We start from the raw sequence: 25,956 nt of genomic DNA, 5'->3' as shown, positions 1-25,956 counted from the left end.
CCCTCTCCCCGCTTGTGCACTGTTTACATCAGCAGCCCGCGGCGCAAGAGGTTCAAGCCGGCGATCAGCAGCACCACCAGCGTGGCCCGGCGGAACAGCACCTGGTCGATCCGGTCATGCAGCTTGCCGCCGATCCACATGCCCGCCACTGCGGGCACGATCAGAGCCAAGGAGAAAGGTGCCGTTTCCGCCCGCATCACCCCGGAGCCGACATGCGCCAGCAACAGCGCCACGGCGCCCAGGCCGTAGATCACCCCCTGCACCCGGATCTGCTCGGTCTTCTCGGTACCCAGAGCAGTCAGATAGGCCACCGTCGGCGGCCCCCAGACACCCGACACCCCGCCAATCAGCCCGGCAATGCCGCCCACCATGGCCTCGCTGCGGCGGGTCGGATTGGTGATCGAGAAGGTTTTTCCCATCAGCTGGATGAAGGCGAAGACCGTCACCGGAACCCCAATCGCCAGCAACAGCGCCTGCTGCGGCAGCACCCGCACCGACTGGGCGCTGAGCAGCAGGCACATCAGGCCTATCAGCAGAAACACCCGGAACTTGCCGATCGAGGCCAGCGCCGCCTGCGGCCCCTGCCGCAGCGCCTGCATCCCGTTGGTCACAAGCGTCGGCAGAATCAGCCCCGCCAGCGCCAGATCTGGGGCCAGGAACATGCTGAGGCCGGAAATGAAGATCATCGGCATGGCAAATCCGACCAGGCCTTTGACGGTGCCCGCCAGCAATGCGATGCTAAAAGCGGCTGCCAGCTCAGCCGGGGAAATCAGGGAAAACAATGCGCTCATAGCCCTGCTCTACCACATCCGCGCCGCGCTGCACCGGCAAAATCAACACGCAATATTTGATCCAAACGCCGCACCTGTGAGTATTTTTGTTGCGCTGCACCTGCAAAATGATTTACCACCGGGCGACCGAAGAAGGATCTGATTCATGGCTCATGACGGACAGGACTTGCAGATGAAACCGACACTCATTCCCGACCTGCTGGCACTGACCGGCGCCGCCCTGGAACCGCTGGACCAGCTGCTTGACGCTGCCCGTGCTTCCGTGAAGGAAATGGTCAGCAGCGAGGGCCGCGTTTCCGGCAAGCTGATCGAGGAAAACCAGGTGGCCGCGCACGGGCTGTCCTGGCTGGCTACTTACGTCTACTCGCTGCGCCAGATGCAGAAATGGGCCGAGAAGCTGCAGGGCGAAGGCAAGTTCGGCGAAATGGAGCAGCTGATCCATCAGATCGGCTTTGGCGAGTACCTGTGGCAGGTTTACGGCGGCATTCAGATGAACCAGGGCGAGATCATCCGCCTGCAGGATCTGGGCCTGAGCCAGGATGCCCAGCGTGCGCTGATGGTGCCCGCGGTCATGGCCCTTTGCGAGCAGGGCAACAGCCAGGCCGCCCGCTCCCGTCTGGTGGAGCTGATGGAAGAGCAGGCAGGCTCCACCATGTTCGGCACCTCCGGCCTTGAGGAAGAGCTGGAAATGATCCGCGACCAGTTCCGCCGCTATTCGGTCGAGAAGGTCGAGCCGAATGCCCATGAGTGGCACCTGAAGGACGAATTGATCCCGCTGAGCGTGATCGAAGAGCTGGCGGAGATGGGTGTCTTCGGCCTCACCATTCCCGAGGAATACGGCGGGTTCGGCCTGTCCAAAGCCTCGATGGTGGTGGTCTCCGAGGAGCTCTCGCGCGGCTATATCGGCGTCGGCTCGCTGGGCACCCGCTCGGAGATTGCAGCAGAGCTGATCCTCTGCGGCGGCACCGAGGAGCAGAAAGCCAACTGGCTGCCGAAACTGGCCAGCGCCGAGATCCTGCCGACCGCGGTCTTCACCGAGCCGAACACCGGCTCCGATCTCGGCTCCCTGCGCACCCGCGCGGTGAAGGACGAGAACGGCAACTACAAGATCACCGGCAACAAGACCTGGATCACCCATGCTGCGCGCACCCATGTGATGACCCTGCTGGCGCGCACCGATCCCAACACCACCGATCACCGCGGGCTGTCGATGTTCCTGGCCGAAAAGACCCCGGGCACCGACGAGCATCCCTTCCCCACCGAAGGCATGACCGGCGGCGAGATCGAAGTGCTCGGCTACCGCGGCATGAAGGAATACGAGCTGGGTTTCGACAACTTCCATGTGAAGGGCGAAAACCTCTTGGGCGGCGAGGAGAACAAAGGTTTCAAACAGCTGATGGAGACCTTTGAATCGGCCCGCATCCAGACCGCAGCCCGCGCCATCGGCGTGGCGCAGTCGGCGCTGGACATCGCCATGCAGTACGCGCAGGAGCGCAAGCAGTTCGGCAAATCGCTGATCAACTTCCCGCGCGTCTCCGGCAAGCTGGCGATGATGGCGGTGGAAATCATGATCGCCCGTCAGCTCACCTATTTCTCCGCCTGGGAAAAAGACCACGGCCACCGCTGCGACCTGGAAGCCGGCATGGCCAAGCTGCTGGGCGCCCGTGTTGCCTGGGCGGCGGCAGACAACGGCTTGCAGATCCATGGCGGCAACGGCTTTGCGATGGAGTACAAGATCTCGCGCGTGCTGTGCGACGCCCGGATCCTGAACATCTTTGAAGGCGCTGCTGAGATCCAGGCACAGGTCATCGCCCGCCGCCTGCTGGGCTGACGGCCGCAGCCATCAGAGACCGGGAGCACTCCCGCTTAGGCCCGGCCTGCGCGCCGGGCCTTTTCTTTGCCGCGGCACCCCCGGATGATGCGGCCTCCTTGCAATGCCTGCCAGGAATAAGACTGTTTCCAATCCTGGCTGTTCGGTCCGCAACGATTCGTGGTTAACAAGTAACCATGACCATTCTGCGCTGCTTCCTGCTTCCGTTTCTGATGCTGCTTTCGGCCTGCGGCGATGCTGTGCCGACAGAGCAGCCTTCCCGTATTCTGGCGATGGGGGATTCCCTGATGGCCTGGCATAGCCTGGCAGGCAAGTCGATTGCGGACACCGTGGCCCGGGAACTGCAGGAGCCGGTGGTGGACCGGTCGGTCTCAGCGGCACGGGTCATCTACAAGCTGCCGGTTTCTGCCGCGGCCGGAATGCAGATCCGCAACCAGTACCGGCCTGGCAAATGGGACTGGGTCATCGTGAACGGCGGCGGCAACGACCTTTGGCTCGGCTGCGGCTGCTTTGCCTGCAACCGCAAGATGGACAAGCTGATTTCCAGCGACGGCCGCAAGGGCGCCATTCCGGGCATGCTGTCGGATCTGCGCGCTACCGGTGCCAAGGTGATCTATGTCGGTTACCTGCGCAGCCCCGGCGTGGGCTCACTGATCGAGCATTGCCGCGACGAAGGCAACGAATTGGAGACCCGCATCGAACGGCTGGCGGCGCTGGACGAAGGCATTTACTTCCTGTCGCTCAAGGACATGGTGCCGTTCGGCGACCGCTCCTACCACGCGCTCGACATGATCCACCCTTCAGTCAAGGCCAGCAGCGAAATCGGCCGCAAGGTGGCCGGGATCATCCAGACCAACTGAAGGGAAGCCCTCCCGCCCCCTCCGGCGCATTCACGGAATGCGCCTCCAGCGTTGGGCGTGGCGCCGTGCTGCGCACGGCGCGGCAGCGGATCTTTGAAACGGGAACACCCGCGCCGCGCATCGCGCGGCGCCCGGCCCAACGGGAGCACGGCATTTGCAATGCCGCTGCGACGGGCGGGAGCGCTTCCAGGGCGTTTTCCGGGCACAGCCTTGCAATTGGCACAGCCCCTTTCCACAGTGCCGTGTGTTACAGCAACTAGGGCCGCCGATGCCGCGCACTGCCTGGATCCTCGCATTTCTGCTCACCGGTGCGTGCACCAGTGACGAAACCCTCTCCGCCTATGGCGCAGCCGGTAAACTGTGGCGCCTCTCCAGCATTGACGGCAAAGTCTTTCCTGCCGCCGCCAGCCTGCGCTTTCCCGCACCAGGCCTCATTGCCGGCCAGGCGCCCTGCGGCCGGTTTCAAGGCAAGCAAACTGCGCCTTACCCCTGGTTTGAAGCCAGTGCGATAGCGGCGGCTCAGGACAGCTGTCCGCAGCCGGAGGCCGAACAGGCCTTCCTGCATGCACTGCAAGAGATGACATTGGCCGAGGTCTCCGGAAATGTTTTGATCCTCAGCAATGTCCAGGGACGCGAAATGCTGTTCACGAGCGGCGGCTGAGCAGGTCCGCAAACCGCCCCCGCGCCTCCGGCAGCGGCCGGCTGCCCAGCGATGGTGCCAGATGCGTTTCCAGGAAATAGCCGGTTGTGCGCAGCGCCTGCGCAATCTCGGCGTCTTCCGCAGCACCTTCTCCCAGCATGACCGGCGGCAGCGGAAGCAGCCGGTCGGCCCAGTCTCCTGCGCCTTCACGTGAAACAGCCCGGCCCGACTTGGGGGACACAAACTCCAGGCCCCTGGTGCGGCCAGTCACCGCGCAGGCCGTGAAGTCCAGTCCGAACCCCAATTCCTCCAGCAGCGCCAGTTCCCAGCGCAGATAAGCAAGCGGCCAAAGCTCCGCGTTCTCCAGGAGATCCAGCAGGTTTTCGCTGCGGCGGTAAAGCGCGGGGTGCGGTTCGCGTTCCGGCAGGCAGAAACCCAGCAGCGCCGTCACCGCGTTGAGCCCCGCCAGCGCCAGCCGGCCGGACAAGGCCGCCGCTGCCCTGCTGCGCAGCAGTTCGGCCTCATAACTGCCCAGATGCTCTTCGAGGCGGGCCCGCCAGGTGAGATCCAGCTGTGCCCCCGGCTGCAGCACCGGCGCCATCCTGCGGCCGGCTCCGCCGCGCACCACGCCCGCGTGACGGCCATGCGTTTCGGTGAACACATCGATGATCGCCGAATTCTCGCCATGGCGGCGCGTCGAAAGCAATATGCCGTGATCACGCCACTCCAAAGGCGGGCCTCCCAGTCATCCGGACAGTGCCAGCAGAGCCGATTGCAGCGGCGCCTGCAAGTGGCGGGGCCTACTCCAGCCCAGGTTCGTCCAGCAAGTGGCGGCCCTGCCGGTCCTCGACCTCTACCACCCAGAGATCCGGGTCAAACTCCTGCTGGCGGCGGATCGAAGCGTCCACATCCGCTTCGGCACCTGCCGCTAGTTCATCCCATTTGCGCGTGCCGCTCATCAGGTCATAGGTGCGGTGAAAGGCGCAGGCCTGGCCATCCAGCGTGTTGAGTTTGACCAGCACGGCACCAGCCGTGTCGTCGCCATGAGAGGTAACAAAGGCGGGTATGTCCATCAGCCGCAGCCGGGCGAGATAGGCTTGCACCCAGAATTCCGCGGTGAAGCGGGTCATTGCGCGCTATCTCCGGCTTTAGTAACGGTTGCGAGCACAGGAGCCTCCGGCGGGGATATTTTGGGCCAGAAGAAGGGCAAAGGGCTGCGCTTCAATTGCCGTCTTTGAAGTCGAGGCCCATTTCAGAGTAGCGCTCGGCCTCTTCCAGCCAGTTTGGGCGCACCTTCACTTGCAGGAACAGGTGCACTTTGCGGCCAAGGAATTCTTCCAGTTCGGCGCGGGCGGCCTGGCTGACCGCCTTGATGGTCTCGCCGCGTTTGCCCAGAACAATGCCCTTGTGGCCGTCGCGCATCACATAGATCAGCTGATCCACACGGGCAGAGCCGTCCTTGCGCTCTTCCCATTTCTCGGTTTCGACGGTCAGTTGGTAGGGCAGTTCCTGATGCAGGCGCAGGGTCAGCTTTTCGCGGGTCATTTCAGCTGCGATCATCCGCATCGGCAGATCGGCGATCTGGTCTTCAGGGTAAAGCCAGGGGCTCTCCGGCAGTTTGCCTGCCAGCCACTGGCGCAGGTCATCTACACCGTGGCCGCGCTCGGCCGAGATCATGAAGGTTTCGGAGAAGCTATACCGGCTGTTCAGGTCCTGGGCGAGGCTCAGCAGCTTTTCAGCGGGCACCTTGTCGATCTTGTTGATCGCCAGCGCCACGGTGCGGCCCTTGCCGATTTCTTCCAGCCCTTCCAGGATCTTTTCAACGCCTTCGGTGATGCCCCGGTGCGCCTCGACCATCAGCACCACAACATCGGCATCCGCAGCACCGCCCCAGGCAGCCGCAACCATGGCGCGGTCCAAACGGCGGCGGGGTTTGAACAGGCCCGGCGTGTCCACGAACACCAGCTGCGCGTCGCCTTCCATCGCCACGCCGCGGATGCGGGCGCGGGTGGTCTGCACCTTGTGGGTCACAATCGAGACCTTGGCCCCGACCATGCGGTTCAGAAGGGTCGATTTGCCCGCGTTGGGCTCTCCGATCAGGGCAATGAATCCGGCGCGTGTGGTCATGGGTACTGGTCCTGTTTGCAGAGCAGACCCCCTACAGGATTTTACCCACAGGGGCCAGTGCTGTTTTCTAGAGCGCGTCCCGGCACCATCCCACAGGCTTGCCCTATGTCAAAGACCTGTGGCAGACCGCATGCAACAACTGCAGCGCCCAGCCAGTCCGCAAGCCAGGCCTTCCAAACCGTCACTCTTACCGGAGGCCTGTGATGAACCGCCGTGACTTTCTGCTGGGAACTGCTGCTGCCGGAGGTGCCTTGGGGGCTGCAGGCTGGGGCCTGGCCAGCGCAGGGAATGCGCAGGATCTGACACTTCAGCCCGCCAGCTTCACTTTCCGCAACAAACCTACCGAAGGGATGGTGAGTCTGTCGCCTGACGCACCGCCGCCGGTTCTGTTCGGCGAGCAGGGCAAGCCCATGCATTTGCGGGTAACCAATGGGACGCCGGATTATACCGCGATGCACTGGCACGGGCTGCGGATTGCAAATGGGATGGATGGAGTTCCCTATCTGACCCAGATGCCGATCGCGGGTGGCGAAAGTTTTGACTACACTTTCACGCCGCCCGATGCCGGCACCTACTGGTATCACCCGCATTGCATGACCATGGCGCAGATGGCGCATGGGCTGACCGGGGTAATGGTGATCAAGGAAGCCGAAGACCCCGGCTGTGACGGCGATCAGGTGGTCAACCTGCGCGATTTCCGGCTGGACGGCGACGGCGCCTTCCTGCCCTATTACACCGCGCGCGGGGCCGCGCGGGGCGGCACCCATGGCAATGTGCTGACCGCCAACTGGTTGCAGGCGCCGGTTTATGACCATCCGGCTGGCGGGCTGGTGCGGCTGCGCGTGGTCAACACCGACACCACGCGGATCTACAAGCTGCATCTCAGCACGGAACAGGCCCGCATCATTGCCTGGGACGGGCATCCTGTGGAGATCAACGTGCCCCTGCCCTCTGCCGGCGAGCCGCTGCTAGTCGGCCCCGGCCAGCGGGTGGATTTTGCGGTGCAGATGCCCGGCGGAGAGGGCCAGACCGCAAACCTGCTGGCCGAGCTTCCAGGCCAGCCCACCCGCACCATGGCGCAGCTGCGGGCAATTGGTGCGGACCTGGCAAGGGACCTGAGAGAGCTGAAGCCGCTGCCTGCCAACCCGTTTTCCCGACCGGACCTCTCCACTGCCGAAGTGCACGATTTCGTGTTCGGCTGGACGCCCGAGGGCGATGCGCCCAACGACGGCTACTGCGGCTCGATGGGCTACAGTTTCTGGTCGATCAACCGCACGCCATGGGCTGGTGATGCCGCCAAAGGCACCGGGCCGCTGGCCACGCTGGAACGCGGCAAGAGCTATGTGCTGCGGCTGAGGAACGAATCGCCGAACCTGCATCCAATCCACCTGCACGGGCTGGCTTTCGTCCCAATCCGCTCGAATCTGCGCAATCTGCCGCCTTTGGTCACGGACACCATGCTGCTGCTGAAAGACGAGGTGGCCGAGATCGCACTGGTAGCCGATAACCCGGGCGACTGGGCCTTCCACTGCCATGTGATTGAGCACCAGAAGACCGGGCTCGCGGGCTATATCCGGGTGGCTTGAACTAAAGTCAGCTCATGAGACGGAATACTGAGGTCAGGCGCTGCCCGGCGTGCCGCCAGGCGTTTCGGTCTTGCTGAATGCTTTAGCCCAGCTGCGCCAGCAGCGTCTTGGCTGCGGCCTGTTCAGCCTGCCGCTTGGAACCTGCGGTGGCCTGTGCCTCGGTGCCATCCTGCAAACGCACGGCGATGGTGAAGACCGGCGCGTGGTCCGGGCCACTGCGGGAGACCTCGGCATAGACCGGCACTTTCTGCCCGCGCGCCTGCGCCCATTCCTGCAGCGAGGTCTTGGCATCGCGCGCGTCGGTTTCCACCTGATGGATACGGCTGCCCCAGAGGCGCAGGATCATCTCGGCCGCGGCCTCAAAGCCCGCGTCCTTGTAAACCGCGGCGATCACCGCCTCCATCGCATCGCCCAAGAGCGCCTGCTTGCGCCGCCCGCCAGACATCATCTCGGAGCGGCCCAGTTTCAGCACCGCGCCCAGGTCGATCTCCTTGGCAACATCTGCGCAGGCTTCCTTGCGCACCAGCGCGTTGAAGCGCGGCGCCAGCTGGCCTTCGGTCGCGGTTTTGTCATGCTCAAGAAGCGCCGTTGCCATCACCAGCCCCAGCACCCGGTCGCCCAGGAACTCCAGCCGCTGGTTGTCCTTGCGGTTGGGCGAGGACACCGACGCATGGGTCACGGCGCGCTGCAGCAAGTCGGGGCGGTTGAACCGGTACCCGATCCGCTCTTCAAGCGCGCGCAGTTCCTTGGACAGTTTCACTGGATCCCCTTGAAGAAACGGTCGCCGCGCCAGGTCCAGAAATAGAGCATCGAGCGCCCGGCAGAAGAGAACATGATCCGGTCAGCGCGGCCAATGAGGTTTTCAAACGGCACAAAGCCAACCCCGCCCGCGGACTGCGGCAGGCGGCTGTCCGAGGAGTTGTCGCGGTTGTCGCCCATGAAGAAGAAATGCCCGTCCGGCACCTGGTAGACACCGGTGTGGTCCATGCCCTGGTTGGTGATGTTCAGCACGATGTGCTCGTTGCCGCCCGGCAGGGTTTCCTTGACGCGCGACTTTTTACAGACCGCGCCCTGGCCCACCGGCGCATTTTCACAGCGCGGGAAGGAGCCCTGCGGCCCCTGGCGTTCCATCACTTCCTCGAACTGGCCTGCGTCTTCGCGCTTGACCGCTTCGCCGTTGATGAACAGCACGCCGTTCTTCATCTGGATCTTGTCGCCCGGCAGGCCGACCAGCCGCTTGATGAAATCATTGCCGTTGACCGGATGACGGAACACCACCACATCGCCGCGCTCAGGCTCGCTGCCCAAGAGGCGGGAGTTGTCGCCGTCCAAGAAGCCGCAGATGTCCTTTGCGTCGATGTTCAGCCCCACAGCAGGGATGCGCACGCTGGGGCAGGAGGCGTAGGAATAGCCATAGGCCATCTTGTTCACGAACAGGAAATCCCCGATCAGCAGGGTCTCTTTCATCGAGCCCGAGGGGATCCAGAACGGCTGGAAGAACAGGGTGCGGAAGATACCGGCGATCAGCAGCGCATAAACGATGGTCTTGATGGTCTCGACAATCGAGCTGCTGGTCTTTGCTTTGGCCGTCATCAGGCTCTCCGGATTGAAAAGGGTCCGGGGCTACATGCGGGCCAGACGGGGGCAAGTCAAGTTCCTGCGGGCTTTTCCGCAGGGTCTTGAGCCTTGGGGAGCGCCTCGATCACCACAAAGGCCTGCGCCCAAGGGTGGTCATCGGTCAAAGTCACGTGGATCACCGCCTCATGGCCGGGCGGTGTCATCTCGCGCAGCCGCTCGGCGGCCCAGCCGGTCACATGCATCACCGGCTGGCCGCTGCGCAGGTTGCTGACCGCCATATCCTTCCAGGCGATCCCCATGCGCAAGCCAGTGCCCAGCGCCTTGGAGCAGGCCTCCTTGGCGGCCCAGCGTTTGGCATAGGTGCCGGCCACGTCGCGGCGGCGTTCCGCTTTGCGCTGTTCGGTTTCGGTGAAAACCCGGTTGCGGAAGCGGTCGCCAAAGCGGTCCAGCGTGCGCTGGATACGCTCAATACTGGCAAGATCGGTTCCAACCCCAAGGATCATTCTTCCAGCCGCTTCAGCCCCAGTTTGATGCCGTGGCCCAGGAACAGACGGTTGACCATCAGGATGACGGCCAGCAGCAGGACAAAGATGCCCGCGAGGAACACCAGCGGAATGGTCTGGCGCGCTTCCACAATCACCGGGTTGTTCCAGTAGAGCGGCAGTTGGACGATGGTCAGCACCGCCACAACCCCGGTCATCGCTGCCGCGTTTCTCCAGGCAGCCTTGCCCGCCAGGGGTTCACGGGTCGCCTGGGCGATGCGCATGCCTTCCATGACCGCCGCCACCATCGGCGGCAGCACGGTGGCCAGCCCGGCCGGCATGCCGACTCCGAACTGCGCCAGCAGCAGGCCGAGCAGCATCATCCCGACCGAGGCCGCCATCCAGATCAGCCCGTAGCGGATCAAATTGACTTGCATTGCAGACTCACCCCCGCGCTTCATCCATCAGCCGGCGCATTTCCTGCACAGCCGGCACCAGTCCGCGGAATATAGCCTCACCAATCAGGAAATGGCCAATGTTCAGCTCGCGCACCTCCGGAAAGGCAGCAACCGGCTGCACTGTATCGTAGGTCAGGCCATGGCCTGCGTGAACCTCAAGCCCCAGCGAATGGGCAAATGCGGACATCTCGCGCAGCGCTTTCAGTTCGCGGTCGCGCTCGGCAAACTTGCCCTCGGCATGGAAATCGCAATAGGCGCCGGTGTGCAGCTCGATCACCTCGGCACCGATCCGGTGCGCGGCTTCGATCTGCTTCTGGTCGGCCGCGATGAAGATCGACACCCGGCAGCCCGCATCCCGCAGCGGCGCAATGTAGTGCGCGAGGCGGTTTTCTTCGCGGGCCACTTCCAGCCCGCCCTCGGTGGTGCGCTCCTCGCGCTTCTCCGGCACGATGCACACTGCGTGCGGCTTGTGGCGCAGAGCGATCTTCTGCATTTCCTCGGTCGCCGCCATCTCGAAATTCAGCGGCACCGTCAGCGCCTCCATAAGCCCGTCGATGTCGGCATCGGTGATATGGCGGCGGTCTTCGCGCAGGTGGGCAGTGATGCCGTCGGCGCCGGCTTCCTCGGCCAGCTTTGCCGCCCGGATCGGGTCGGGATAGGCGCCGCCGCGGGCGTTGCGCACGGTGGCAACATGGTCGATGTTCACACCCAGCCGCAAGTGGTTCTGTGTCATGAGAGCTGTCTCATCCCTCTGAAGTCAAAGCCTTAGCCCAAGACTAGACAGACAGCGCACAAGAGCAAGCTTGCAGGCAATAATGGTACAATCCAGCAGGATCAGGAGCCGGAGCCAATGTCCGCACGCTGCTTGATCGCCTCGAATTTGGCCTTGATCTTGGCCCGGCGGCGCTGCTGGTAAAACCGGATCGCCGGCAGGCTCAGCACATAACACACGGTGGCCGAAATGATCCCCGGGATAATGCCGCCGATCATGTAGGGATAGAACACTTCGTTGTAGAACAGGTGAAGCCCCTGCCAGTCGGCGGGCTGGTCCATGAACAGGGCAAACAGATTGTCCTTCAGGTCCTTGCCCGCATCCATGAACTTGCCAACCAGGGATTTGTCGACTTTCTCGTCGAACTCGGTCCCCAGCAGCCAATGACCGGTTTGCAAGGACGCCACGCCAATCGGCACATAGGTCAGCGGGTTGCCGAAAAAGGTGGCGCTCAGCGAGGCGAGGATATTGCCGTTCATCACCCGCGCAATCAGTGCCGCGACAATGAAATGCAGCCCGTAGAACGGGGTGAAAGTGGTAAAGACGCCGGCCCAGATGCCGCGGGCGATGCGCTCAGGCGAATCGGGAAGGCGGCGCACCCGGTGTTTCACGTACAAGAACGCCCTGCCCCAGCCGCCGCGCGGCCAGAGGAAGTCTGCCAGCGCCCGGAGGGGCGGACGTCTGTCCCGGCGCCTGAATACCAAAGCTGTGCGTCCTTCCCAGTTCCCGGCCGAGTGAGCGGCTCAAAATTTCAGCGGCTTACCCCGGAAAATGACGCTCTTCCGGCCGTTCCCGGAACCGCGCTACCGCGGCAACGTCGCTTTCCGCTTCGAGCGTCAGCATCAGCGAGTGCAGCTGCTCCACATCCCGCAACTCCACATTGATCATAAGCCGGTAAAAGTCTGGTTTCCTGTCAACAAATTCCAGATCTGAAATATTGGCCTTTTTCTCGCCGATCAATGTGCAAATGCGACCCAGCACGCCGGCGTCATTGCCGATTGTCAGCTCCAGCGTGGTGCCATAGACTGCCGGGTGGGTGCCGCTGTGCCACTGCACGTCGACCCAGCGCTCCACCTGATCCTCAAATTCGCCCAAGCGGTCGCAATCGGCGGCATGCACCACCACACCGCGGCCGCGGTAGGTAATGCCGATGATGCGCTCGCCCGGCAGCGGCTGGCAGCAGGGCGCGCGCTCAAAGCTCTGGCCCGGCTGCAGGCCGATCACCGCCCGGCGCGGCGAGATTTCATCGCCATCGCCAGTGGTCAGTTCCGGGTAGACCGACTGCACCACGTCATGCGCGGTGATTTCGGCGGCGCCGAGACGCGCCAAAAGTTCAGCAACATCGCTGGCCCGCAGGGCGCGGGCAGCCGTTTCCAGCGCCTTGTCGGTGGCTTTCTTGCCCACATGTTCGAAGGCCGAACGGGCCAGCTCATGCCCCAGCTTCACAAACCGCGCCCGGTCTGCCTCGCGCAGGGACCGGCGGATCGCGGTGCGGGCCTTGCCGGTGGTGGCAATCTCCAGCCAGCTCACCTGCGGGGTCTGGCCCTCGGCCGTAATCACATCTACCGACTGGCCGTTCCTCAGCCGGGTCCACAGCGGCACCCGGATGCCGTCCACCTTGGCGCCGACGCAGGAGCTGCCGATGCGGGTGTGGATGGCATAGGCAAAGTCGATCGGCGTCGCGCCCTTGGGCAGCTTGATCACATCGCCCTTCGGCGTGAAGCAGAACACCTGGTCCGAATACATTTCGAGCTTCACAGCCTCGAGGAATTCGTCGTGGTCGTCCTCGGCGTCGAACTGTTCGGTCAGCGAGGCGATCCACTTGGCCGGATCAACCGCAAAGGGGTTTTCCGAACGCACACCGTCCCGGTAGGACCAATGCGCTGCCACCCCGGTTTCCGCCACATCATGCATTTGGCGGGTGCGGATCTGCACCTCCACCCGCTTGCCGTCGCGGCCCGACACCGTGGTGTGGATCGAGCGGTAGCCGTTCGATTTCGGCTGGCTGATGTAGTCTTTGAACCGCCCAGGCACCGCCCGCCAACGCTGGTGAATTGCGCCCAGCGCCCGGTAGGCGTCTTCCTCAGAGAGGGTGATCACCCGGAATCCGTAGATATCGGACAGCCGCGAAAAGCCCTGATCCTTGGCCTGCATCTTGCGCCAGATCGAATAGGGTTTCTTGGCGCGGCCGAATACCTCGGCTTCGATCCCCGCCTTTTCCAGCTCACCGCGCATATCGCCGGTGATGCGATGGATCACGTCGCCGGTCTCGCGCTGCAGGGTGACAAAGCGGCGGATGATCGACTGACGCCCCTCGGCGTTCAGCACACGGAAGGCCAGATCCTCCAGCTCCTCGCGCATCCACTGCATCCCCATGCGGCCTGCCAGCGGCGCATAGATATCCATGGTCTCGCGCGCCTTCTGCGCCTGCTTTTCCGGGCGCATCGCCTTGATCGTGCGCATGTTGTGCAGACGGTCGGCAAGCTTGACCAGGATCACCCGCAGGTCCTTGGACATCGCCATGAACAGCTTGCGGAAGTTTTCGGCCTGCTTGGTCTCGCGGCTGGACAGCTGCAGATTGGTCAGCTTGGTGACGCCATCGACCAGCATCGCCACCTCGCCGCCAAAGCGGCGCTCAACCTCCTCATAGGAAGCCTTGGTATCTTCGATTGTGTCATGCAGCAGCGCAGTAATGATGGTTGCATCATCCAGGCGCTGTTCGGTCAGGATCGCGGCAACTGCCACCGGATGCGTGAAATAGGGCTCGCCCGAGTGGCGGAATTGCCCGTCATGCATCTGCTCGCCAAAGTCATAGGCTTCGGCGATCCTGTCCGCATTGGTCTTGGGATTGTAGTTGCGGACCAGAGCAATCAGGTCGTCAGGGGAAATCATGTCCGGTCCGCAGCCTCAAAATTCTATAGGCGCGCGCCTCAGCCCTGGCCCTGGGCCTCCATCAGTGCGCGCAGCAGTTTCTCTTCCGACATATCGTCTTCAGCGGGTTTGTCGCCGTCCGCACCCATCAGCAGAGCCATGGAATCTTCTTCCGGCTCGTCGACTTCGATCTGGGTCTGGTTGCTCTCGATCAGACGCTCGCGCAGATCATCGGCGCTTTGGGTCTCATCGGCAATCTCACGCAGGGACACGACCGGGTTCTTGTCGTTGTCACGCTCAACGGTGATCGGGGCACCTGCCGAAATTTCGCGGGCGCGGTGCGCTGCCAGCATCACCAGCTCAAAGCGGTTGGGCACCTTATCTACGCAATCTTCAACCGTCACGCGGGCCATGAGCGACTCTCCAATTCATTCCGGGTCCAGAAGGCAGACATTTACGCCCAAATCTTTCTCTTGACAAGGGCGGAAAGCGCCGCATTGGACGGGTTACAGCGGCTTTACTTCCGCCATCTCTTCCGGCGGCAAATCCGCCAGCATCTCAGCTGCGGTTTTCCGCAGCACCGGATGGTGCCAGCGGGACGCGATATCGCACAGCGGCACCAGCACAAAGGCGCGGTCCTGGATGCGCGGATGCGGCAGGATCAGCTGTCCCGGCGCCTCTTTCATCTGGTCTTCCAGCGGCAGCTTTTGCCAGCGGGAGAAGCCCTCGGCATCAGGCAGCACGGCACCGCCGCAATCCAGCAGGTCCAGATCCAGTGTGCGCCCTGCCCAGCGCTGGTCGCGCACCCGGGAAAACTCCGCTTCGATCTCATGCAGCCGGGCCAGCAAAGCGCCTGCCGACAGCGAGGTTTCCACCGCCACTGCCGCGTTCACATAGTCCGGTCCGGCACCCGCCGGAAAGCAGGGCGTCTGGAAGAAACGCGACACGCTCCGCAGGACAACTTCCGCCGATTGAAGCGCAGAAATAGCCTTTGACAAGGTGACTTGAGGCGCATTAGCGTCAACTGGCAGGTTGCCGCCCAGTGCGATTAGCGACATTTTCCGGTTTGCGGCCATTTTTGACCCTATTTCAGAATGGCAGTATACTTGCGGCAGATGACAAATAACTTACATTAAGTCCACCCGTTTCGCCGATTTCAAGCATTCACTCACGGAACACCTGGCCGAGGCGGATATACCGGAAGGAACATTTGATGTTTTACAAAGACGAACGGCTTGCGCTGTTCATAGACGGGTCGAACCTGTACGCCGCGGCCAAGGCGCTTGGGTTCGACATCGACTACAAGCTGTTGCGGCAAGAATTCATGCGCCGCGGCAAGCTGTTGCGGGCCTTTTATTACACCGCCCTGCTGGAGAACGACGAGTATTCGCCGATCCGGCCGCTGGTGGACTGGCTGCATTACAACGGCTTCACCATGGTCACCAAACCGGCCAAGGAATACACAGACAGCATGGGCCGCCGCAAAGTGAAGGGCAATATGGACATCGAGCTTACTGTCGATGCCATGGAGCTGGCACCGCGGGTCGACCATATCGTGCTGTTCTCAGGCGATGGGGATTTCCGCCCGCTGATTGCCAGCCTGCAGCGCCAGGGTGTGCGGGTTTCGGTGGTTTCGACCATCCGCAGCCAGCCGCCGATGATCTCGGACGACCTGCGCCGCCAGGCCGACAATTTCATCGAGCTGGAAGAGCTGCGCGATGTGATCGGCCGCCCGCCGCGCGAGCAGAACGACCCGCGCTCGGCAACGGTTGCGCACGGCTGACCGCCGCACGCGCTTTATGACATTGGACCAGGCGCCGGGATGGGGCGGCGCCTGCCCGCAAATTACCCGTCTCCGGCCTGGGAGTTGATCTGGTTGTGGCGGGCAATGACCTCTGGTGGCCAGCTGCTCTTGATATAGGCCAGCACCGCCAGCATCTCCTGTTCGCTCAGCACGCCCTCGTAACCACCCATGCGGCTGCGGTAGCCGTTGCCGGCCAGCGGCGCCACGCCGAACCTGGTGATCGCCAGCAGCTGCGCATCCGGATGATGCCAGGTATGGCCAGTTGCATCATGCGGCGGCGCGGGCAGATAGCCCTCGGCATCCCGCTCCTGCCAATTGGCCTCGCCTTGCAGATCCGCGCCATGGCAGCTGGCGCAATAGTCCTGATAGATCACTGCACCGGCCTTTACAGCCTCAGGATCTTCATAAGGCAGAATTCCGGCCGCGCGCGCGTCCGCCCCTGCCAGCCAGTAAAACCCGCCGCCTGCCAGCACTGCAACGGCAGCGCCGCCGAATATCCATTTCATACCTGCCTCTCTTGCCGTTCCGACCCGCAGCTCTCTGCCGCCTTCCTCCGCAGGAAGCTCCAATCACAAACCCGTGAGGCCCAACTGGCCCTAGACCTTGGCGCCTGGACCGCTTACCTCTGCTGCGCAAGGAGACGCCAATGACCAAGCCAGCCCTGACCCTTTACCTCGCCGCCCCGCGCGGCTTTTGCGCCGGTGTCGACCGCGCCATCAAGATTGTCGAAATGGCGATCGGGAAATGGGGCGCGCCGGTCTATGTGCGCCATGAGATTGTGCACAACAAATACGTGGTCGACTCCTTGCGCGACAAGGGTGCGGTCTTCGTCGAGGAGCTGGACGAATGCCCCGACGACCGCCCGGTGATCTTCTCCGCCCACGGTGTGCCGAAATCGGTCCCCGCCGCCGCCGAGGCGCGGGAAATGGTCTATGTGGATGCCACCTGCCCGCTGGTCTCCAAGGTGCATATCGAGGCCCAGCGCCACGCCGAAGCCGGGCTGCAGATGATCATGATCGGCCACAAGGGCCACCCCGAAACAATCGGCACCATGGGCCAGCTGCCTGAGGGCGAGGTGCTGCTGGTGGAAACCGTCGAGGACGTGTCCACAGTCGAGGTGCGCAACCCCGACAGCCTCGCCTATGTCACCCAGACCACCCTGTCGGTGGATGACACCAAAGGCATCGTCGCGGCGCTGGAAGAGCGCTTCCCTCAGATCGTTGGCCCGCACAAGGAAGACATCTGCTACGCCACCACCAACCGCCAGGAAGCGGTGAAGTCGGTGGCCCCCAAGGCGGACGCCTTGCTAGTGGTCGGCGCGCCCAATTCCTCCAATTCCCGCCGCCTGGTTGAGGTCGGCGCCAAGAACGGCTGCGATTATGCCCAGCTGGTGCAGCGCGCTGAAAATATCGACTGGCGGGCGCTGGAGGGAATCCGCTCGGTGGCGATCACCGCCGGCGCCTCGGCCCCGGAACTGCTGGTCAACGAGGTGATCGACGCTTTCCGCGAACGGTATGACGTCACCGTCGAAGTCGTGGAAACCGCCGTCGAAACCGTGGAGTTCAAAGTGCCCCGCGTTTTGCGTGAAACTGCGTGACATAACTCGCCCTTAGTGCGAACAAGGTCACAGAAAAGCCGCCCGCCGCAGGCTAGCCATGTTATGCCGTAGCATTCGGACTTACTTTCTGGAGCCGCATTCATGATTACCCTGCATTTTCTGATTACTGCCTTTGTCGTTGTCCTCGCCCCCGGCACCGGCGTCATCTACACGCTGGCCCTGGGGCTGGGCCAAGGCCGCCGCGCCGCCGTCTGGGCCGCGCTTGGCTGCACCATCGGGATTATCCCGCACCTTGCCGCCGCCACCCTGGGGCTGGCCGCCGTGCTGCACAGCTCGGCTCTCCTGTTCCAGATCGTCAAAGCCGCAGGCGTCGCCTATCTGCTGTATCTCGCCTGGCAGGCCCTGCGTAGCGGTGGCGCCCTCGCCGTGACCTCCAAGCGCACCAGCCAGCCCGGCTGGAAAATCTCCTGGCGCGGGGCGCTTATCAACATTCTGAACCCCAAGCTGTCGGTGTTCTTCCTGGCGCTGCTGCCACCCTTCCTCAGCGGCGACCCCGCCAGCGCCACGCTGGAGATGTCGATGCTCGGCCTGGTGTTCATGGCCATGACCTTTGCCATCTTTGTGCTTTACGGGCTGTTCGCCGCCCAGGCCCGCAGCTACCTTCTGACCAGTGAGCGGGTGCTGAAGTGGCTGAATCGCGGCTTTGCCGGCGTGTTTGCAGGTCTTGCCGCCCGTCTCGCACTGGAACGCGCCTGAACAACCGGCCTGGAGGAAATCCGATGAGCGACGACAGAACCATTGACGTCTATGACGACAACGCCGCCGAATATGCCGAGCGCTTTGCTGGCAGCATGGACGACGGTGAAGCTGCGGATTTCCAAACCTTCACCGCCCGGTTGCCCGCCCAGGGCACGGTGCTGGATCTCGGCTGCGGCCCCGGACAATGGGCCGCCCGCTTCCGCGATGCGGGCTACCGGGTGGCCGCCCTTGACGCCTCGCCGGAAATGGCCGAGGCCGCCCGCACCGCCTATGGGATCGAGGTCATCACCGCGGGGTTTGACGCCTTGGATGCCGAAGGCGTCTTTGACGGCATCTGGGCCTATTTCAGCCTGCTGCATGTGCCCCGGGCCGAGCTGCCCGTCCATCTGGCCGCCGTCCACAAGGCGCTGACCGCCGGCGGCACCCTATGCCTGTCGATGAAACTGGGCGAAAGCGAAGGCCGGGACGAGCTGGGCCGGTTCTATGCCTACCACAGCGAAGAGGAGCTGCGCGGGCACCTTCAAACCGCCGGTTTCACGGTCCTCGGCAGCCGCCGTGGAAAAGGCAAAGGACTGGCTGGCACCGACCAGGAGTTCGTAGTACTGACGGCGCATGCCTGATTTATTTGCTTATACCGACGGCGCTTGCTCCGGCAATCCCGGCCCCGGCGGCTGGGGTGTGCTCTTGCGCGCCATGGATGGTGAAACCATCGTAAAAGAAAAAGAACTGCAGGGCGGCGAGGCGGAGACCACCAATAACCGGATGGAGCTTCTGGCCGCGATCAATGCGCTGGAAAGCCTGGCCCGCCCGTCAGTGATCACCGTGGTCACCGACTCGGCCTATGTGAAGAACGGCGTCACCGGCTGGATCTTCGGCTGGAAGAAAAACGGCTGGAAAACCTCGAACAAGAAGCCGGTCAAGAACGTCGAGCTGTGGCAGCGGCTGGACGAGGCGCAGGCCCGCCACAAAGTGACTTGGGAATGGGTCAAAGGCCACGCAGGCCACCCGGAAAACGAGCGCGCCGACGAGCTGGCCCGCGTCGGCATGGCGCCGTTCAAAAAGAAGAAAAGCGCCTGATGCGCAGGGCGCGCGGATGACATTCCTGGCGCTGCTGGACTACGCCTCTGTGCTGATCTTTGCCCTGACCGGCGCATTGGTGGCCAGCCGGGCGCAGCTGGACATTGTCGGCTTCGCCTTTGTCGCCTGCCTTACTGCGCTTGGCGGCGGCACTGTGCGGGACCTGCTGCTGGACCGTAACCCGGTTTTCTGGATCAGCAACCCGAACTACATCCTGCTGGCCGCCAGCGCGGCGGTGGCGGTGTTCTTTACCGCGCACCTCCTGGAAAGCCGGTTGCGCTGGGTGGTCTGGCTCGACAGTTTTGCATTATCGGTGGCTGTCCCCGCGGGGACAGGCGCTGCAATTGCGCTGGACAGCCCGCCCGTGATCACCGTGCTGATGGGTATGGCCACCGGTACCCTGGGCGGTTTGATGCGGGACGTGGTCTGCAACGAGGTGCCCTTGGTGCTGAAACAAGGAGAGCTATATATCTCCTGCGCCATGGCCGGCGCCATCAGCGCGGTCCTGGCGATCTGGCTGGGGCTGGAACTGGGGCTGGCGCTGCTGAGCTGCGCCGCGGTGTGCTGGAGCCTGCGCGCAGGCTCCATTCTGTTCGGCTGGCACTTGCCGGTTTATAAAAGCCGCCCCCCGCGCAGCTGAGCAGCCAAGCCTGGTTCAGGCGGCATCCTCGCTGACCTTCAGCAATTCGAGGAATTCCTGCCCCTCCTGACTGATCCGTGCCTTGCGCCCTTTGCGGCGGTGCCAGGTCAGCGCTGCCTCATGCTGCTCGCGCAGGGCTGCATCGCGCAGCAGCTTTTCTTTGACCGCCAGCGCTGCTTCGAAACGATCCGCCAGGCGCCGGTCTTCTTCTTCGTTCCGGTCAAACCGGTGCCAATAGCCAGGCTCGATCGAAGACGTGAAATGGTTTGCCCGTCCCCGGGCCTTTTTGTTCAGGAAACCGTCGCGAGACCGCAGCGCATAATGGTTAAGCTGCGCGCCTTCATAGCCGTAGCCGCCGCGCACGTGCAGCGCCCCTTCAAGCTCCTCTTCCGGCATCCGGGTGCCATCGGCCAGCTGCCAGTTCACCTCCTGCGGCGGCACCGCCAGGAACGGGCGGTGAACCCCCATCCGGTGAAACTTGCCATTGTTGCGGTGAACGGTCTTGAAAAAGCGGTGCTCGCCCGGGGCACCTGCTTCCGGCTCGGCACGGGTAAAGGCCTGCGGCACCGGCGGATGATCCACCTGCGAGACACCCGCATTGCCGAATATACGCCACACGAAAGACACCGCGTCCGCGTCCGCCCGTTCTGCCAGCAGCCCCGGCAGCGTGCCATCGCCTGAATTGATCTGCAGGTATTCATCGACATCAACAACCAGCACCCAATCGGCCGCAGCCACTGCCGGCTCGTATTCCGCCCACATCAGCGCGCTTTTGTGCGGCCCCCGCCGCATCACCCGGTTGAAGCGGTGCTGCACCACCCCCATCCGGTTCAGGCAGCGCAGGATATGGTCGGTCGGATCCGAGCAGTCATTGGTGAAAATGACAAAATCGGTGACGCCGATGGATTTGTAATGGCTGATCCAATCGAGGATATAGGCGCCTTCATCCTTCATGGTGGTCACAACCACCACTTTGGGCGCGCCGGGCTGGCCGCTTTCCTGGTTCATCTGCAAATGCTCTCTGCCTCGGGTCCGCCGCTTTTTGCGGCCGTTAATGATACATTAACCATTCAGCCGTGCAGCGCAGCAGAAATTACACCTGCCTTTGCAATCTGTGGCCTGCGCGCCGCAGGCAGGGTTATCTGCCCGCGTAGCGCTGCCAGAGCCAGATCAGCAAAAGCGCCCCCAGCACCGCGCCCACGAAACCCGCCATGAACCCCATGACGGTCATCAGGAACCGCAGCACCAGGCCGCCGATCAGCGCACCCGCCATGCCGATGCAAACTGTGGGGATGATACCGGTTTCCAGCCGCATCAGCCGGGTCGCGAGAAACCCTGCGGCGGCGCCAATGATGATCAGGGCGATGATGGGCATGTCAGCCTCCTACTTGCGCCAATGGGTGGGCACGATCACCAGCGCCCCGATTGAGGAAGCGATGGCGTTCCAGCCCGGCGCGCTGAAACCGATGCCGAACATCAGCCGCACAAAGTAGAACAAGAAGGCGCCTCCGGTGCAGATTATGATCGACTGCACGTAGCCGTTGCTGGTGAAACCGCTGCGCTCGGCCGCGTAGCCGACAATGCCGGCAATCACCACGGTGCCCATCAGGGTCAGGATCATCACGCGCCTCCCGCTGCAGTCCGGTTACAGGCGGCTGCCCTTGGGAAGCGGGAAGCCGCGCAGGAATACATCCGGATCCTGCGCGCTTTTACCTGCCCGTTGCAAGCGCAGCAGCTGCACGGCCCCTTCACCGCAAGCAATTGTCAACGCATCATCCAGCACTTCCCCGGGCTGTCCCTGCCCTTCTGCCAGCCTAGAGGCCAGCAGCTTAACCCGCTGGCCTTCGGTCTCGCACCAGGCGCCGGGGAAGGGCGACAGGCCGCGGATCTTGCGGTCGACTTCTGCTGCCGGCCGAGTCCAGTCGATCTGCGCTTCGGCCTTATCGATCTTTTCGGCGTAGATAACGCCTTCCTCAGGCTGCACCTCCGGCTCCAGTTCTGGCAGTCGGGTCAGAGCCTCGACAATCAGGCCCGCACCCATCTCCGACAACCGGTCATGCAGCTGGGCTGTGGTTTCCACGGGCCCAATGGGTGTGGCCTCGCGCAGGAGCACCGGACCGGTATCCAGCCCGGCCTCCATTTGCATGATGCAGATGCCGGTTTCCGCATCGCCTGCCATGATCGCCCGGTGAATCGGCGCGGCGCCGCGCCAGCGCGGCAAGAGGCTGGCGTGAATATTCAGACAGCCGTGCTCGGGTGCATCCAGCACCGGCTGCGGCAGGATCAGCCCGTAAGCCACCACTACAGCAACATCCGCATTCAACGCAGCAAAAGCTTCCTGCTCTTCCGCCCCTCTCAGCGATACCGGATGGCGCACCTCCAGCCCCAAGGCCGCGGCGCGGGCGTGGACGGGGGGGGGCCGGTCTTTCTTGCCGCGGCCTGCAGGCCGGGGCGGCTGGCAGTAAACGGCGGCAATTTCGTGCCCGGCTTCCACCAGTGCGTCCAGCACCGGCACCGAGAAGTCGGGGGTTCCCATAAAGATGATGCGCATCGGCGTTCCCGTCCCTGCCCCGCTGCCTTGCCGCACATCCGGCGGGGCCTTCCAGCGCAACAAGAGGTTCGCGCCCGGTCCCGGGGTGGGCGTTTCGCACCTGCCCTGGGGGAGGGGCCGGGCGCGAACCGGGCCGCAGACAGCCCGGGGAATGGAAATCCGGCCTTTAGCCGTTCAACTTCTTCGCCTTGCGGATCAGCATGTCGCGCTTCACCTTGCTGAGGCGGTCGAAATACATCTTGCCGTTCAGATGGTCGATCTGGTGCTGCACCGAAGTCGCCTCGATGCCGACGAAGTCGCGGCGGTCGATCATGCCCTGCTCGTTCATGTAGCGGACGGTGACCGCCCGCGGGCGTTTGATCTTGGCCGAGACTCCCGGCAGGTTGGGGCTGGCCTCGTCATGCTCGCGCAGCTCGATTGAGGAGTGCAGGATCTCGGGGTTGGCCAGTTTCACCGCCTTGCCGCGCTCGGTAGAGCCATCCACCACTGCCAGCCGCAGCATTACTCCAATCTGGTTGCCCGCCAGGCCAACCCCCGGCATGGCGTCCATGGTGTCGACCATGTCGTTCCAGATCTGGCGGATCTCGTCGGTGATCTCAGTCACGTCTTCGGCCTTGGAGCGCAGGCGCTTGTCAGGCCAGGGCAGGCAGGTGCGGACAGTCATGGCTGTGGTTCCCTCAGGCGCGGGCGCGTTCGCGCTTCAGCTTCTGCATCTTGCGGGTGATCATCTGGCGCTTCAGCGGCTTCAGGTAATCAATGAACAGCTTGCCGTCCAAATGGTCGATCTCATGCTGCACGCAGGTCGCCCAGAGGCCGTCAAACGCCTCCCGCTGCGCATTGCCGTCGCGGTCCATCCATTCGACCTCGACCACCTTGGGGCGGGTCACCTCGGCATATTGATCCGGGATCGACAGGCAGCCTTCCTCATAGACGTTGGTTTCGTCCGAAGCGGAGATGATCTGCGGGTTGAACATGACCAAGGGGCGCGGTTCGCCGTCCTCTTCCTTGACGCAATCCAGCACAATCAGCCGCTGCAGGATGCCGATCTGCGGCGCCGCCAGGCCAACACCGGGCGCGGCATACATGGTTTCCAGCATGTCATCCGCCAGCACGCGCAAGTCATCGCTGAGGTCGGCCACAGGTGCGCAGACCTTCTTCAGGCGGGGATCGGGATGGATCAGGATCGGTCGTTTCATGAGGTTCATTTATGCGATCAGCCGGTTTACCGCAACGCCCCCCTTGCACGTGCAGCCGCAGCCGCTAGCTTCGCAAGCAACCATACGGGAGTTCACCACATGAATTTTGACGAGAACATCGACCGCCGCGGCACCCTCAGCAACAAATGGGACTCGATGGAGCGCATCTATGGCGTGCCTTCGGATACCGGGCTGCCGATGTGGGTGGCGGACACCGATTTCCAGGCGCCTGCACCGGTGCTGCGCAAGATCCGCGAAATGGCGGACCACGGCGTGTTCGGCTACACCGATTGCGACGGCGTCTATAAGGACTCGATCCGCTGGTGGATGAACACCCGCCACGGCTGGGATGTTGAGGCAGACGCGATCTTCACCGCCACCGGCCTGTGCAACGGGGTTGGCCTGTGTCTGGATACCTTCACCGAGGCAGGCGACGGCGTGGTGCTGTTCACCCCAGTCTACCATGCTTTTGCCCGCGTGATCCGGGCTGCCGGCCGCGAGGTGGTGGAATGCGAGCTGGTCAACAACGATGGCCGCTACGAGATGGATTTTGCCGCTTATGACGCGCAGATGACCGGCAAGGAGACGATGCTGATCCTCTGCTCGCCGCATAACCCCGGCGGCCGGGTCTGGACGCAGGAAGAACTACAGGGCGTGGCCGATTTTGCCAAGCGGCACAACCTGCTGATCATCTCGGATGAAATCCACCACGACCTGGTGTTTGGCAGCGCTAAGCATATCCCGATGCCGCTGGCCGCACCCGAGATCATGGACCGGCTCTTGATGCTGACGGCCCCCTCCAAGACTTTCAACATCGCCGGCCTCCACACCGGCCAGGTGATCATCCCCGACCCTGACCTGCGCGCGAAGTTCAAACAGCGCATCACGGCGCTGTCGCTGGCGCCGAACTCGGTCGGGCAGCTGGCAACCGCCGCGGCCTACTCGCCGGAGGGGGCCGAATGGGCCGATGCCCAGGTCGCCTATATCAATGAGAACCGCAAGGTATTTGATGCGGCCATCGCCGGCATCCCCGGCCTGAAGTCGATGCCGCTGGAGGCCACCTATCTGGCCTGGGTCGACTTTTCCGGCACCGGCATGGAGCGCAGCGAGTTCACTGCACGGGTCGAACAGACCGCCAAGATCGCCGCCAACCACGGCACTACATTCGGCACCGGCGGGGAGAACTATCTGCGTTTCAACCTGGGCACCCAGCGGTCGCGGATCGAGGAAGCCTGCCAGCGCCTGGCCGAAGCCTTCTCGGACCTGCAGTAACGTGAAGCGCCTGCTGCGCCTCTTGGCGCTGGTTCTTCTGACCGGCGCCGCCTGGATGGCCTGGCAGGCCTTTGCGCCGCGCCCGGCACCGCCGCCGCTCGGCGCGGCGGTAGACCGGATCGACCGTATCCTGATCGAGAAATCCGCCCGCCGCCTGACCGCCAGCCGCGGCGGCGAAACAGTGCTGGAGTTCCCCATCGCACTTGGTTTCACCCCCGATGGCGATAAGAAGCAGGAAGGCGATGGCAAGACGCCCGAGGGCGTCTTTCTGATCGACCGGCGCAACCCAAACAGCGCCTATCACCTATCGCTGGGGATCAATTATCCGCAGCCCGAAGACCGCGCCCGTGCGCAGGCGGCCGGTGTCAGCCCCGGCGGCGATATCTTCATTCACGGGCAGCCGAACTCAGTCGGCAATCTGATCACACTGCCCGGCGATTGGACCGCGGGCTGCATCGCCGTCAGCAATGAGCAGATGGAGACGCTCTGGCGCCTGACCCAGATCGGAACAGAGGTGGAAATCCGCCCCTGACGCGGGTTCAGATCTTGCCTTGCGACTGGTCGAAAGGGATCAGTCCCGCCGGCGCGTCGGGCGATTTGTAGAAATCAACAGGCGCCTGATCCGCGGCCGGGGTAGAGCGTTTGAACTCATAGCGCATCTCGCCGCCCTCTTCCTCGCTGGCGACGATCAAGCATTGCGACATATGGCGGGCGCCATCGTAGATGTCGACCAGCCCGCGCAGCATCGGCGCGGCATTGGCCTCGACCGAGAAGCCATCCTTCCACATCCGCAGAACCGGGATCAGCTGGTCATCCGCCATCACCCGCAGACGGCTTTTCTTCTTCATCCCCTGAAGGCGGGCGGTGTCCAGCGCGTCCTGTACAGCTTTGGGCACATAGGTGTTCATATTTCCGGCCTTCCAAGTGCTGGGGTTTCCTTGCGTCTTCTATTCAACGGTGCGTCACAAATAGATAAAATCAAGTGAACATTTTCGGAAATTTGACGGTCGCGCAATTTTGTTGCTCTTGTGCAGTGGCGCAGAGCCGTTGCGCGCTCGGGTGCATAGGCGCAAAGCCCTGCCCCGCATATGTTCCCCTCAGCA

General features: G+C 63.3%; 34 protein-coding genes. 13 read left to right on the top strand and 21 right to left on the bottom strand.

Features of this window, described 5'->3' with window-relative positions; all coding sequences use genetic code 11:
- Positions 1–23: 23 nt before the first annotated feature.
- Positions 24–791, bottom strand: a complete 768-nt coding sequence (locus RA19_RS02250; protein ID WP_039159173.1) for a sulfite exporter TauE/SafE family protein — start codon at positions 789–791, stop codon at positions 24–26.
- On the opposite strand from RA19_RS02250, the gene RA19_RS26840 reads away from it, so the two are divergent.
- From RA19_RS26840 to RA19_RS02235, 4 genes are all read left to right on the top strand, one after another.
- Positions 676–933, top strand: coding sequence for a hypothetical protein (locus RA19_RS26840; RefSeq protein ID WP_193748208.1), 258 nt, complete (start codon positions 676–678; stop codon positions 931–933). The two genes, RA19_RS02250 and RA19_RS26840, sit on opposite strands and share 116 nt — an antisense overlap.
- A 3-nt stretch (positions 934–936) precedes the next feature.
- Positions 937–2,622, top strand: coding sequence for an acyl-CoA dehydrogenase family protein (locus RA19_RS02245; RefSeq protein ID WP_039159171.1), 1,686 nt, complete (start codon positions 937–939; stop codon positions 2,620–2,622).
- 185 nt (positions 2,623–2,807) lie between these two features.
- Entirely contained in the window at positions 2,808–3,482 is a 675-nt protein-coding gene (locus tag RA19_RS02240; protein ID WP_241479009.1) for an SGNH/GDSL hydrolase family protein, read from the top strand.
- A 268-nt stretch (positions 3,483–3,750) separates the two neighbouring features.
- Positions 3,751–4,143 (top strand): META domain-containing protein, encoded by a 393-nt coding sequence (locus RA19_RS02235; RefSeq protein WP_039159167.1) that lies wholly within the window; start codon positions 3,751–3,753, stop codon positions 4,141–4,143.
- Here RA19_RS02235 and recO read toward each other — a convergent pair.
- The 3 genes from recO to era all read right to left on the bottom strand — a co-directional run bounded on the left by recO (position 4,127) and on the right by era (position 6,249).
- Positions 4,127–4,852 (bottom strand): DNA repair protein RecO, encoded by a 726-nt coding sequence (gene recO, locus RA19_RS02230; protein WP_039159165.1) that lies wholly within the window; start codon positions 4,850–4,852, stop codon positions 4,127–4,129. The two genes, RA19_RS02235 and recO, sit on opposite strands and share 17 nt — an antisense overlap.
- Before the next feature lie 70 nt (positions 4,853–4,922).
- On the bottom strand, positions 4,923–5,252 hold the full coding sequence (locus RA19_RS02225; RefSeq protein WP_039159163.1) for a DUF1491 family protein: 330 nt from the start codon (positions 5,250–5,252) through the stop codon (positions 4,923–4,925).
- 91 nt (positions 5,253–5,343) lie between these two features.
- On the bottom strand, positions 5,344–6,249 hold the full coding sequence (gene era / locus RA19_RS02220; protein WP_039159161.1) for a GTPase Era: 906 nt from the start codon (positions 6,247–6,249) through the stop codon (positions 5,344–5,346).
- 203 nt (positions 6,250–6,452) lie between these two features.
- Between era and RA19_RS02215 the strand changes: the two genes are divergently transcribed.
- Entirely contained in the window at positions 6,453–7,835 is a 1,383-nt protein-coding gene (locus RA19_RS02215) for a multicopper oxidase family protein (RefSeq protein ID WP_039159159.1), read from the top strand.
- Between the two features lie 82 nt (positions 7,836–7,917).
- On the opposite strand, the gene rnc is transcribed toward RA19_RS02215, so the two are convergent.
- The 9 genes from rnc to folK all read right to left on the bottom strand — a co-directional run bounded on the left by rnc (position 7,918) and on the right by folK (position 15,072).
- Positions 7,918–8,595: a ribonuclease III gene (gene rnc, locus RA19_RS02210; protein ID WP_039159157.1), complete on the bottom strand. Its 678-nt coding sequence runs from the start codon at positions 8,593–8,595 to the stop codon at positions 7,918–7,920.
- On the bottom strand, positions 8,592–9,428 hold the full coding sequence (gene lepB / locus RA19_RS02205; RefSeq protein WP_039159155.1) for a signal peptidase I: 837 nt from the start codon (positions 9,426–9,428) through the stop codon (positions 8,592–8,594). The genes rnc and lepB overlap by 4 nt, the downstream gene beginning before the upstream one ends.
- Positions 9,429–9,484: 56 nt before the next feature.
- Positions 9,485–9,916, bottom strand: a complete 432-nt coding sequence (gene acpS, locus RA19_RS02200; protein ID WP_039159153.1) for a holo-ACP synthase — start codon at positions 9,914–9,916, stop codon at positions 9,485–9,487.
- Positions 9,913–10,332, bottom strand: a complete 420-nt coding sequence (locus RA19_RS02195; RefSeq protein ID WP_152615660.1) for an ABZJ_00895 family protein — start codon at positions 10,330–10,332, stop codon at positions 9,913–9,915. Before RA19_RS02195 ends, acpS begins: the two co-directional genes overlap by 4 nt.
- 7 nt (positions 10,333–10,339) lie before the next feature.
- The gene (locus RA19_RS02190; protein WP_039159149.1) at positions 10,340–11,086 is read right to left on the bottom strand and encodes a pyridoxine 5'-phosphate synthase; all 747 of its coding nucleotides are present in this window, start codon (positions 11,084–11,086) and stop codon (positions 10,340–10,342) included.
- Between the two features lie 101 nt (positions 11,087–11,187).
- The gene (locus RA19_RS02185) at positions 11,188–11,829 is read right to left on the bottom strand and encodes a DUF2062 domain-containing protein (RefSeq protein WP_039159147.1); all 642 of its coding nucleotides are present in this window, start codon (positions 11,827–11,829) and stop codon (positions 11,188–11,190) included.
- A 55-nt stretch (positions 11,830–11,884) separates the two neighbouring features.
- Positions 11,885–14,017, bottom strand: coding sequence for a RelA/SpoT family protein (locus tag RA19_RS02180; RefSeq protein ID WP_039159145.1), 2,133 nt, complete (start codon positions 14,015–14,017; stop codon positions 11,885–11,887).
- A gap of 38 nt (positions 14,018–14,055) precedes the next feature.
- A complete protein-coding gene (rpoZ, locus tag RA19_RS02175; RefSeq protein WP_039125464.1) occupies positions 14,056–14,409 on the bottom strand; it encodes a DNA-directed RNA polymerase subunit omega in 354 nt (117 codons plus the stop codon).
- A gap of 93 nt (positions 14,410–14,502) precedes the next feature.
- Positions 14,503–15,072, bottom strand: coding sequence for a 2-amino-4-hydroxy-6-hydroxymethyldihydropteridine diphosphokinase (gene folK, locus RA19_RS02170; RefSeq protein ID WP_039159143.1), 570 nt, complete (start codon positions 15,070–15,072; stop codon positions 14,503–14,505).
- 137 nt (positions 15,073–15,209) lie between these two features.
- Here folK and RA19_RS02165 point away from each other — a divergent pair, with 137 nt between their 5' ends.
- Complete coding sequence (locus tag RA19_RS02165) at positions 15,210–15,779, top strand: LabA-like NYN domain-containing protein (RefSeq protein WP_039159141.1); 570 nt, start codon at positions 15,210–15,212, stop codon at positions 15,777–15,779.
- A gap of 62 nt (positions 15,780–15,841) precedes the next feature.
- On the opposite strand, the gene RA19_RS02160 is transcribed toward RA19_RS02165, so the two are convergent.
- Entirely contained in the window at positions 15,842–16,306 is a 465-nt protein-coding gene (locus tag RA19_RS02160; RefSeq protein WP_039159139.1) for a c-type cytochrome, read from the bottom strand.
- 140 nt (positions 16,307–16,446) lie between these two features.
- Between RA19_RS02160 and ispH the strand changes: the two genes are divergently transcribed.
- The 5 genes from ispH to RA19_RS02135 all read left to right on the top strand — a co-directional run bounded on the left by ispH (position 16,447) and on the right by RA19_RS02135 (position 19,834).
- Positions 16,447–17,397 (top strand): 4-hydroxy-3-methylbut-2-enyl diphosphate reductase, encoded by a 951-nt coding sequence (gene ispH / locus RA19_RS02155; RefSeq protein WP_039159138.1) that lies wholly within the window; start codon positions 16,447–16,449, stop codon positions 17,395–17,397.
- A gap of 102 nt (positions 17,398–17,499) precedes the next feature.
- On the top strand, positions 17,500–18,114 hold the full coding sequence (locus RA19_RS02150) for a LysE family translocator (protein WP_039159137.1): 615 nt from the start codon (positions 17,500–17,502) through the stop codon (positions 18,112–18,114).
- Between the two features lie 23 nt (positions 18,115–18,137).
- Positions 18,138–18,737 carry a class I SAM-dependent DNA methyltransferase gene (locus RA19_RS02145; RefSeq protein ID WP_039159135.1) on the top strand — a complete coding sequence of 200 codons (600 nt, stop codon included), beginning with the start codon at positions 18,138–18,140 and terminating at the stop codon, positions 18,735–18,737.
- Positions 18,730–19,194 carry a ribonuclease HI gene (gene rnhA, locus RA19_RS02140; RefSeq protein WP_039159133.1) on the top strand — a complete coding sequence of 155 codons (465 nt, stop codon included), beginning with the start codon at positions 18,730–18,732 and terminating at the stop codon, positions 19,192–19,194. Before RA19_RS02145 ends, rnhA begins: the two co-directional genes overlap by 8 nt.
- A 16-nt stretch (positions 19,195–19,210) precedes the next feature.
- Positions 19,211–19,834: a trimeric intracellular cation channel family protein gene (locus RA19_RS02135; protein WP_039159131.1), complete on the top strand. Its 624-nt coding sequence runs from the start codon at positions 19,211–19,213 to the stop codon at positions 19,832–19,834.
- 15 nt (positions 19,835–19,849) lie between these two features.
- Here RA19_RS02135 and RA19_RS02130 read toward each other — a convergent pair whose 3' ends face one another.
- The 6 genes from RA19_RS02130 to def (RA19_RS02105) form a co-directional block, all read right to left on the bottom strand.
- Positions 19,850–20,842, bottom strand: a complete 993-nt coding sequence (locus tag RA19_RS02130) for a glycosyltransferase family 2 protein (protein ID WP_052261608.1) — start codon at positions 20,840–20,842, stop codon at positions 19,850–19,852.
- A 130-nt stretch (positions 20,843–20,972) separates the two neighbouring features.
- Positions 20,973–21,209, bottom strand: coding sequence for a GlsB/YeaQ/YmgE family stress response membrane protein (locus tag RA19_RS02125; protein ID WP_039159129.1), 237 nt, complete (start codon positions 21,207–21,209; stop codon positions 20,973–20,975).
- Between the two features lie 9 nt (positions 21,210–21,218).
- On the bottom strand, positions 21,219–21,455 hold the full coding sequence (locus RA19_RS02120; protein ID WP_039159127.1) for a hypothetical protein: 237 nt from the start codon (positions 21,453–21,455) through the stop codon (positions 21,219–21,221).
- A 24-nt stretch (positions 21,456–21,479) separates the two neighbouring features.
- Positions 21,480–22,385: a methionyl-tRNA formyltransferase gene (gene fmt, locus RA19_RS02115; RefSeq protein WP_039159125.1), complete on the bottom strand. Its 906-nt coding sequence runs from the start codon at positions 22,383–22,385 to the stop codon at positions 21,480–21,482.
- Positions 22,386–22,551: 166 nt separating this feature from the next.
- Entirely contained in the window at positions 22,552–23,049 is a 498-nt protein-coding gene (gene def, locus RA19_RS02110; RefSeq protein WP_039159123.1) for a peptide deformylase, read from the bottom strand.
- Between the two features lie 13 nt (positions 23,050–23,062).
- Positions 23,063–23,581, bottom strand: coding sequence for a peptide deformylase (gene def / locus RA19_RS02105; RefSeq protein WP_039159229.1), 519 nt, complete (start codon positions 23,579–23,581; stop codon positions 23,063–23,065).
- Between the two features lie 99 nt (positions 23,582–23,680).
- Here def (RA19_RS02105) and RA19_RS02100 point away from each other — a divergent pair, with 99 nt between their 5' ends.
- A complete protein-coding gene (locus RA19_RS02100) occupies positions 23,681–24,853 on the top strand; it encodes a MalY/PatB family protein (RefSeq protein WP_039159122.1) in 1,173 nt (390 codons plus the stop codon).
- Between the two features lies 1 nt (position 24,854).
- Positions 24,855–25,385, top strand: a complete 531-nt coding sequence (locus RA19_RS02095; protein ID WP_039159121.1) for a L,D-transpeptidase family protein — start codon at positions 24,855–24,857, stop codon at positions 25,383–25,385.
- Positions 25,386–25,392: 7 nt separating this feature from the next.
- Here RA19_RS02095 and RA19_RS02090 read toward each other — a convergent pair whose 3' ends face one another.
- Positions 25,393–25,761 carry a hypothetical protein gene (locus RA19_RS02090; RefSeq protein ID WP_039159120.1) on the bottom strand — a complete coding sequence of 123 codons (369 nt, stop codon included), beginning with the start codon at positions 25,759–25,761 and terminating at the stop codon, positions 25,393–25,395.
- Positions 25,762–25,956: the final 195 nt, after the last annotated feature.

This window comes from Leisingera sp. ANG-M1 (assembly GCF_000813745.1).
In the GTDB taxonomy this organism is placed as follows: Bacteria; Pseudomonadota; Alphaproteobacteria; order Rhodobacterales; family Rhodobacteraceae; genus Leisingera.
The sequence above is the reverse complement of the archived record's forward strand: the minus strand, read 5'-3'. Positions and strand labels throughout refer to the sequence as shown.

What these genes read in the sequence shown, in the direction of transcription:
- RA19_RS26840 (WP_193748208.1), top strand. Translation starts at nt 676, where the DNA reads ATGAAGATCATCGGCATGGCAAATCCGACCAGGCCTTTGACGGTGCCC.
- RA19_RS02250 (WP_039159173.1), bottom strand. Translation starts at nt 791, where the DNA reads ATGAGCGCATTGTTTTCCCTGATTTCCCCGGCTGAGCTGGCAGCCGCT.
- RA19_RS02245 (WP_039159171.1), top strand. Translation starts at nt 937, where the DNA reads ATGGCTCATGACGGACAGGACTTGCAGATGAAACCGACACTCATTCCC.
- RA19_RS02235 (WP_039159167.1), top strand. Translation starts at nt 3,751, where the DNA reads ATGCCGCGCACTGCCTGGATCCTCGCATTTCTGCTCACCGGTGCGTGC.
- RA19_RS02225 (WP_039159163.1), bottom strand. Translation starts at nt 5,252, where the DNA reads ATGACCCGCTTCACCGCGGAATTCTGGGTGCAAGCCTATCTCGCCCGG.
- era (WP_039159161.1), bottom strand. Translation starts at nt 6,249, where the DNA reads ATGACCACACGCGCCGGATTCATTGCCCTGATCGGAGAGCCCAACGCG.
- RA19_RS02215 (WP_039159159.1), top strand. Translation starts at nt 6,453, where the DNA reads ATGAACCGCCGTGACTTTCTGCTGGGAACTGCTGCTGCCGGAGGTGCC.
- lepB (WP_039159155.1), bottom strand. Translation starts at nt 9,428, where the DNA reads ATGACGGCCAAAGCAAAGACCAGCAGCTCGATTGTCGAGACCATCAAG.
- acpS (WP_039159153.1), bottom strand. Translation starts at nt 9,916, where the DNA reads ATGATCCTTGGGGTTGGAACCGATCTTGCCAGTATTGAGCGTATCCAG.
- RA19_RS02195 (WP_152615660.1), bottom strand. Translation starts at nt 10,332, where the DNA reads ATGCAAGTCAATTTGATCCGCTACGGGCTGATCTGGATGGCGGCCTCG.
- RA19_RS02190 (WP_039159149.1), bottom strand. Translation starts at nt 11,086, where the DNA reads ATGACACAGAACCACTTGCGGCTGGGTGTGAACATCGACCATGTTGCC.
- RA19_RS02180 (WP_039159145.1), bottom strand. Translation starts at nt 14,017, where the DNA reads ATGATTTCCCCTGACGACCTGATTGCTCTGGTCCGCAACTACAATCCC.
- rpoZ (WP_039125464.1), bottom strand. Translation starts at nt 14,409, where the DNA reads ATGGCCCGCGTGACGGTTGAAGATTGCGTAGATAAGGTGCCCAACCGC.
- folK (WP_039159143.1), bottom strand. Translation starts at nt 15,072, where the DNA reads ATGGCCGCAAACCGGAAAATGTCGCTAATCGCACTGGGCGGCAACCTG.
- RA19_RS02165 (WP_039159141.1), top strand. Translation starts at nt 15,210, where the DNA reads ATGTTTTACAAAGACGAACGGCTTGCGCTGTTCATAGACGGGTCGAAC.
- RA19_RS02160 (WP_039159139.1), bottom strand. Translation starts at nt 16,306, where the DNA reads ATGAAATGGATATTCGGCGGCGCTGCCGTTGCAGTGCTGGCAGGCGGC.
- ispH (WP_039159138.1), top strand. Translation starts at nt 16,447, where the DNA reads ATGACCAAGCCAGCCCTGACCCTTTACCTCGCCGCCCCGCGCGGCTTT.
- RA19_RS02150 (WP_039159137.1), top strand. Translation starts at nt 17,500, where the DNA reads ATGATTACCCTGCATTTTCTGATTACTGCCTTTGTCGTTGTCCTCGCC.
- RA19_RS02145 (WP_039159135.1), top strand. Translation starts at nt 18,138, where the DNA reads ATGAGCGACGACAGAACCATTGACGTCTATGACGACAACGCCGCCGAA.
- rnhA (WP_039159133.1), top strand. Translation starts at nt 18,730, where the DNA reads ATGCCTGATTTATTTGCTTATACCGACGGCGCTTGCTCCGGCAATCCC.
- RA19_RS02135 (WP_039159131.1), top strand. Translation starts at nt 19,211, where the DNA reads ATGACATTCCTGGCGCTGCTGGACTACGCCTCTGTGCTGATCTTTGCC.
- RA19_RS02130 (WP_052261608.1), bottom strand. Translation starts at nt 20,842, where the DNA reads ATGAACCAGGAAAGCGGCCAGCCCGGCGCGCCCAAAGTGGTGGTTGTG.
- RA19_RS02125 (WP_039159129.1), bottom strand. Translation starts at nt 21,209, where the DNA reads ATGCCCATCATCGCCCTGATCATCATTGGCGCCGCCGCAGGGTTTCTC.
- RA19_RS02120 (WP_039159127.1), bottom strand. Translation starts at nt 21,455, where the DNA reads ATGATCCTGACCCTGATGGGCACCGTGGTGATTGCCGGCATTGTCGGC.
- fmt (WP_039159125.1), bottom strand. Translation starts at nt 22,385, where the DNA reads ATGCGCATCATCTTTATGGGAACCCCCGACTTCTCGGTGCCGGTGCTG.
- def (WP_039159123.1), bottom strand. Translation starts at nt 23,049, where the DNA reads ATGACTGTCCGCACCTGCCTGCCCTGGCCTGACAAGCGCCTGCGCTCC.
- def (WP_039159229.1), bottom strand. Translation starts at nt 23,581, where the DNA reads ATGAAACGACCGATCCTGATCCATCCCGATCCCCGCCTGAAGAAGGTC.
- RA19_RS02100 (WP_039159122.1), top strand. Translation starts at nt 23,681, where the DNA reads ATGAATTTTGACGAGAACATCGACCGCCGCGGCACCCTCAGCAACAAA.
- RA19_RS02090 (WP_039159120.1), bottom strand. Translation starts at nt 25,761, where the DNA reads ATGAACACCTATGTGCCCAAAGCTGTACAGGACGCGCTGGACACCGCC.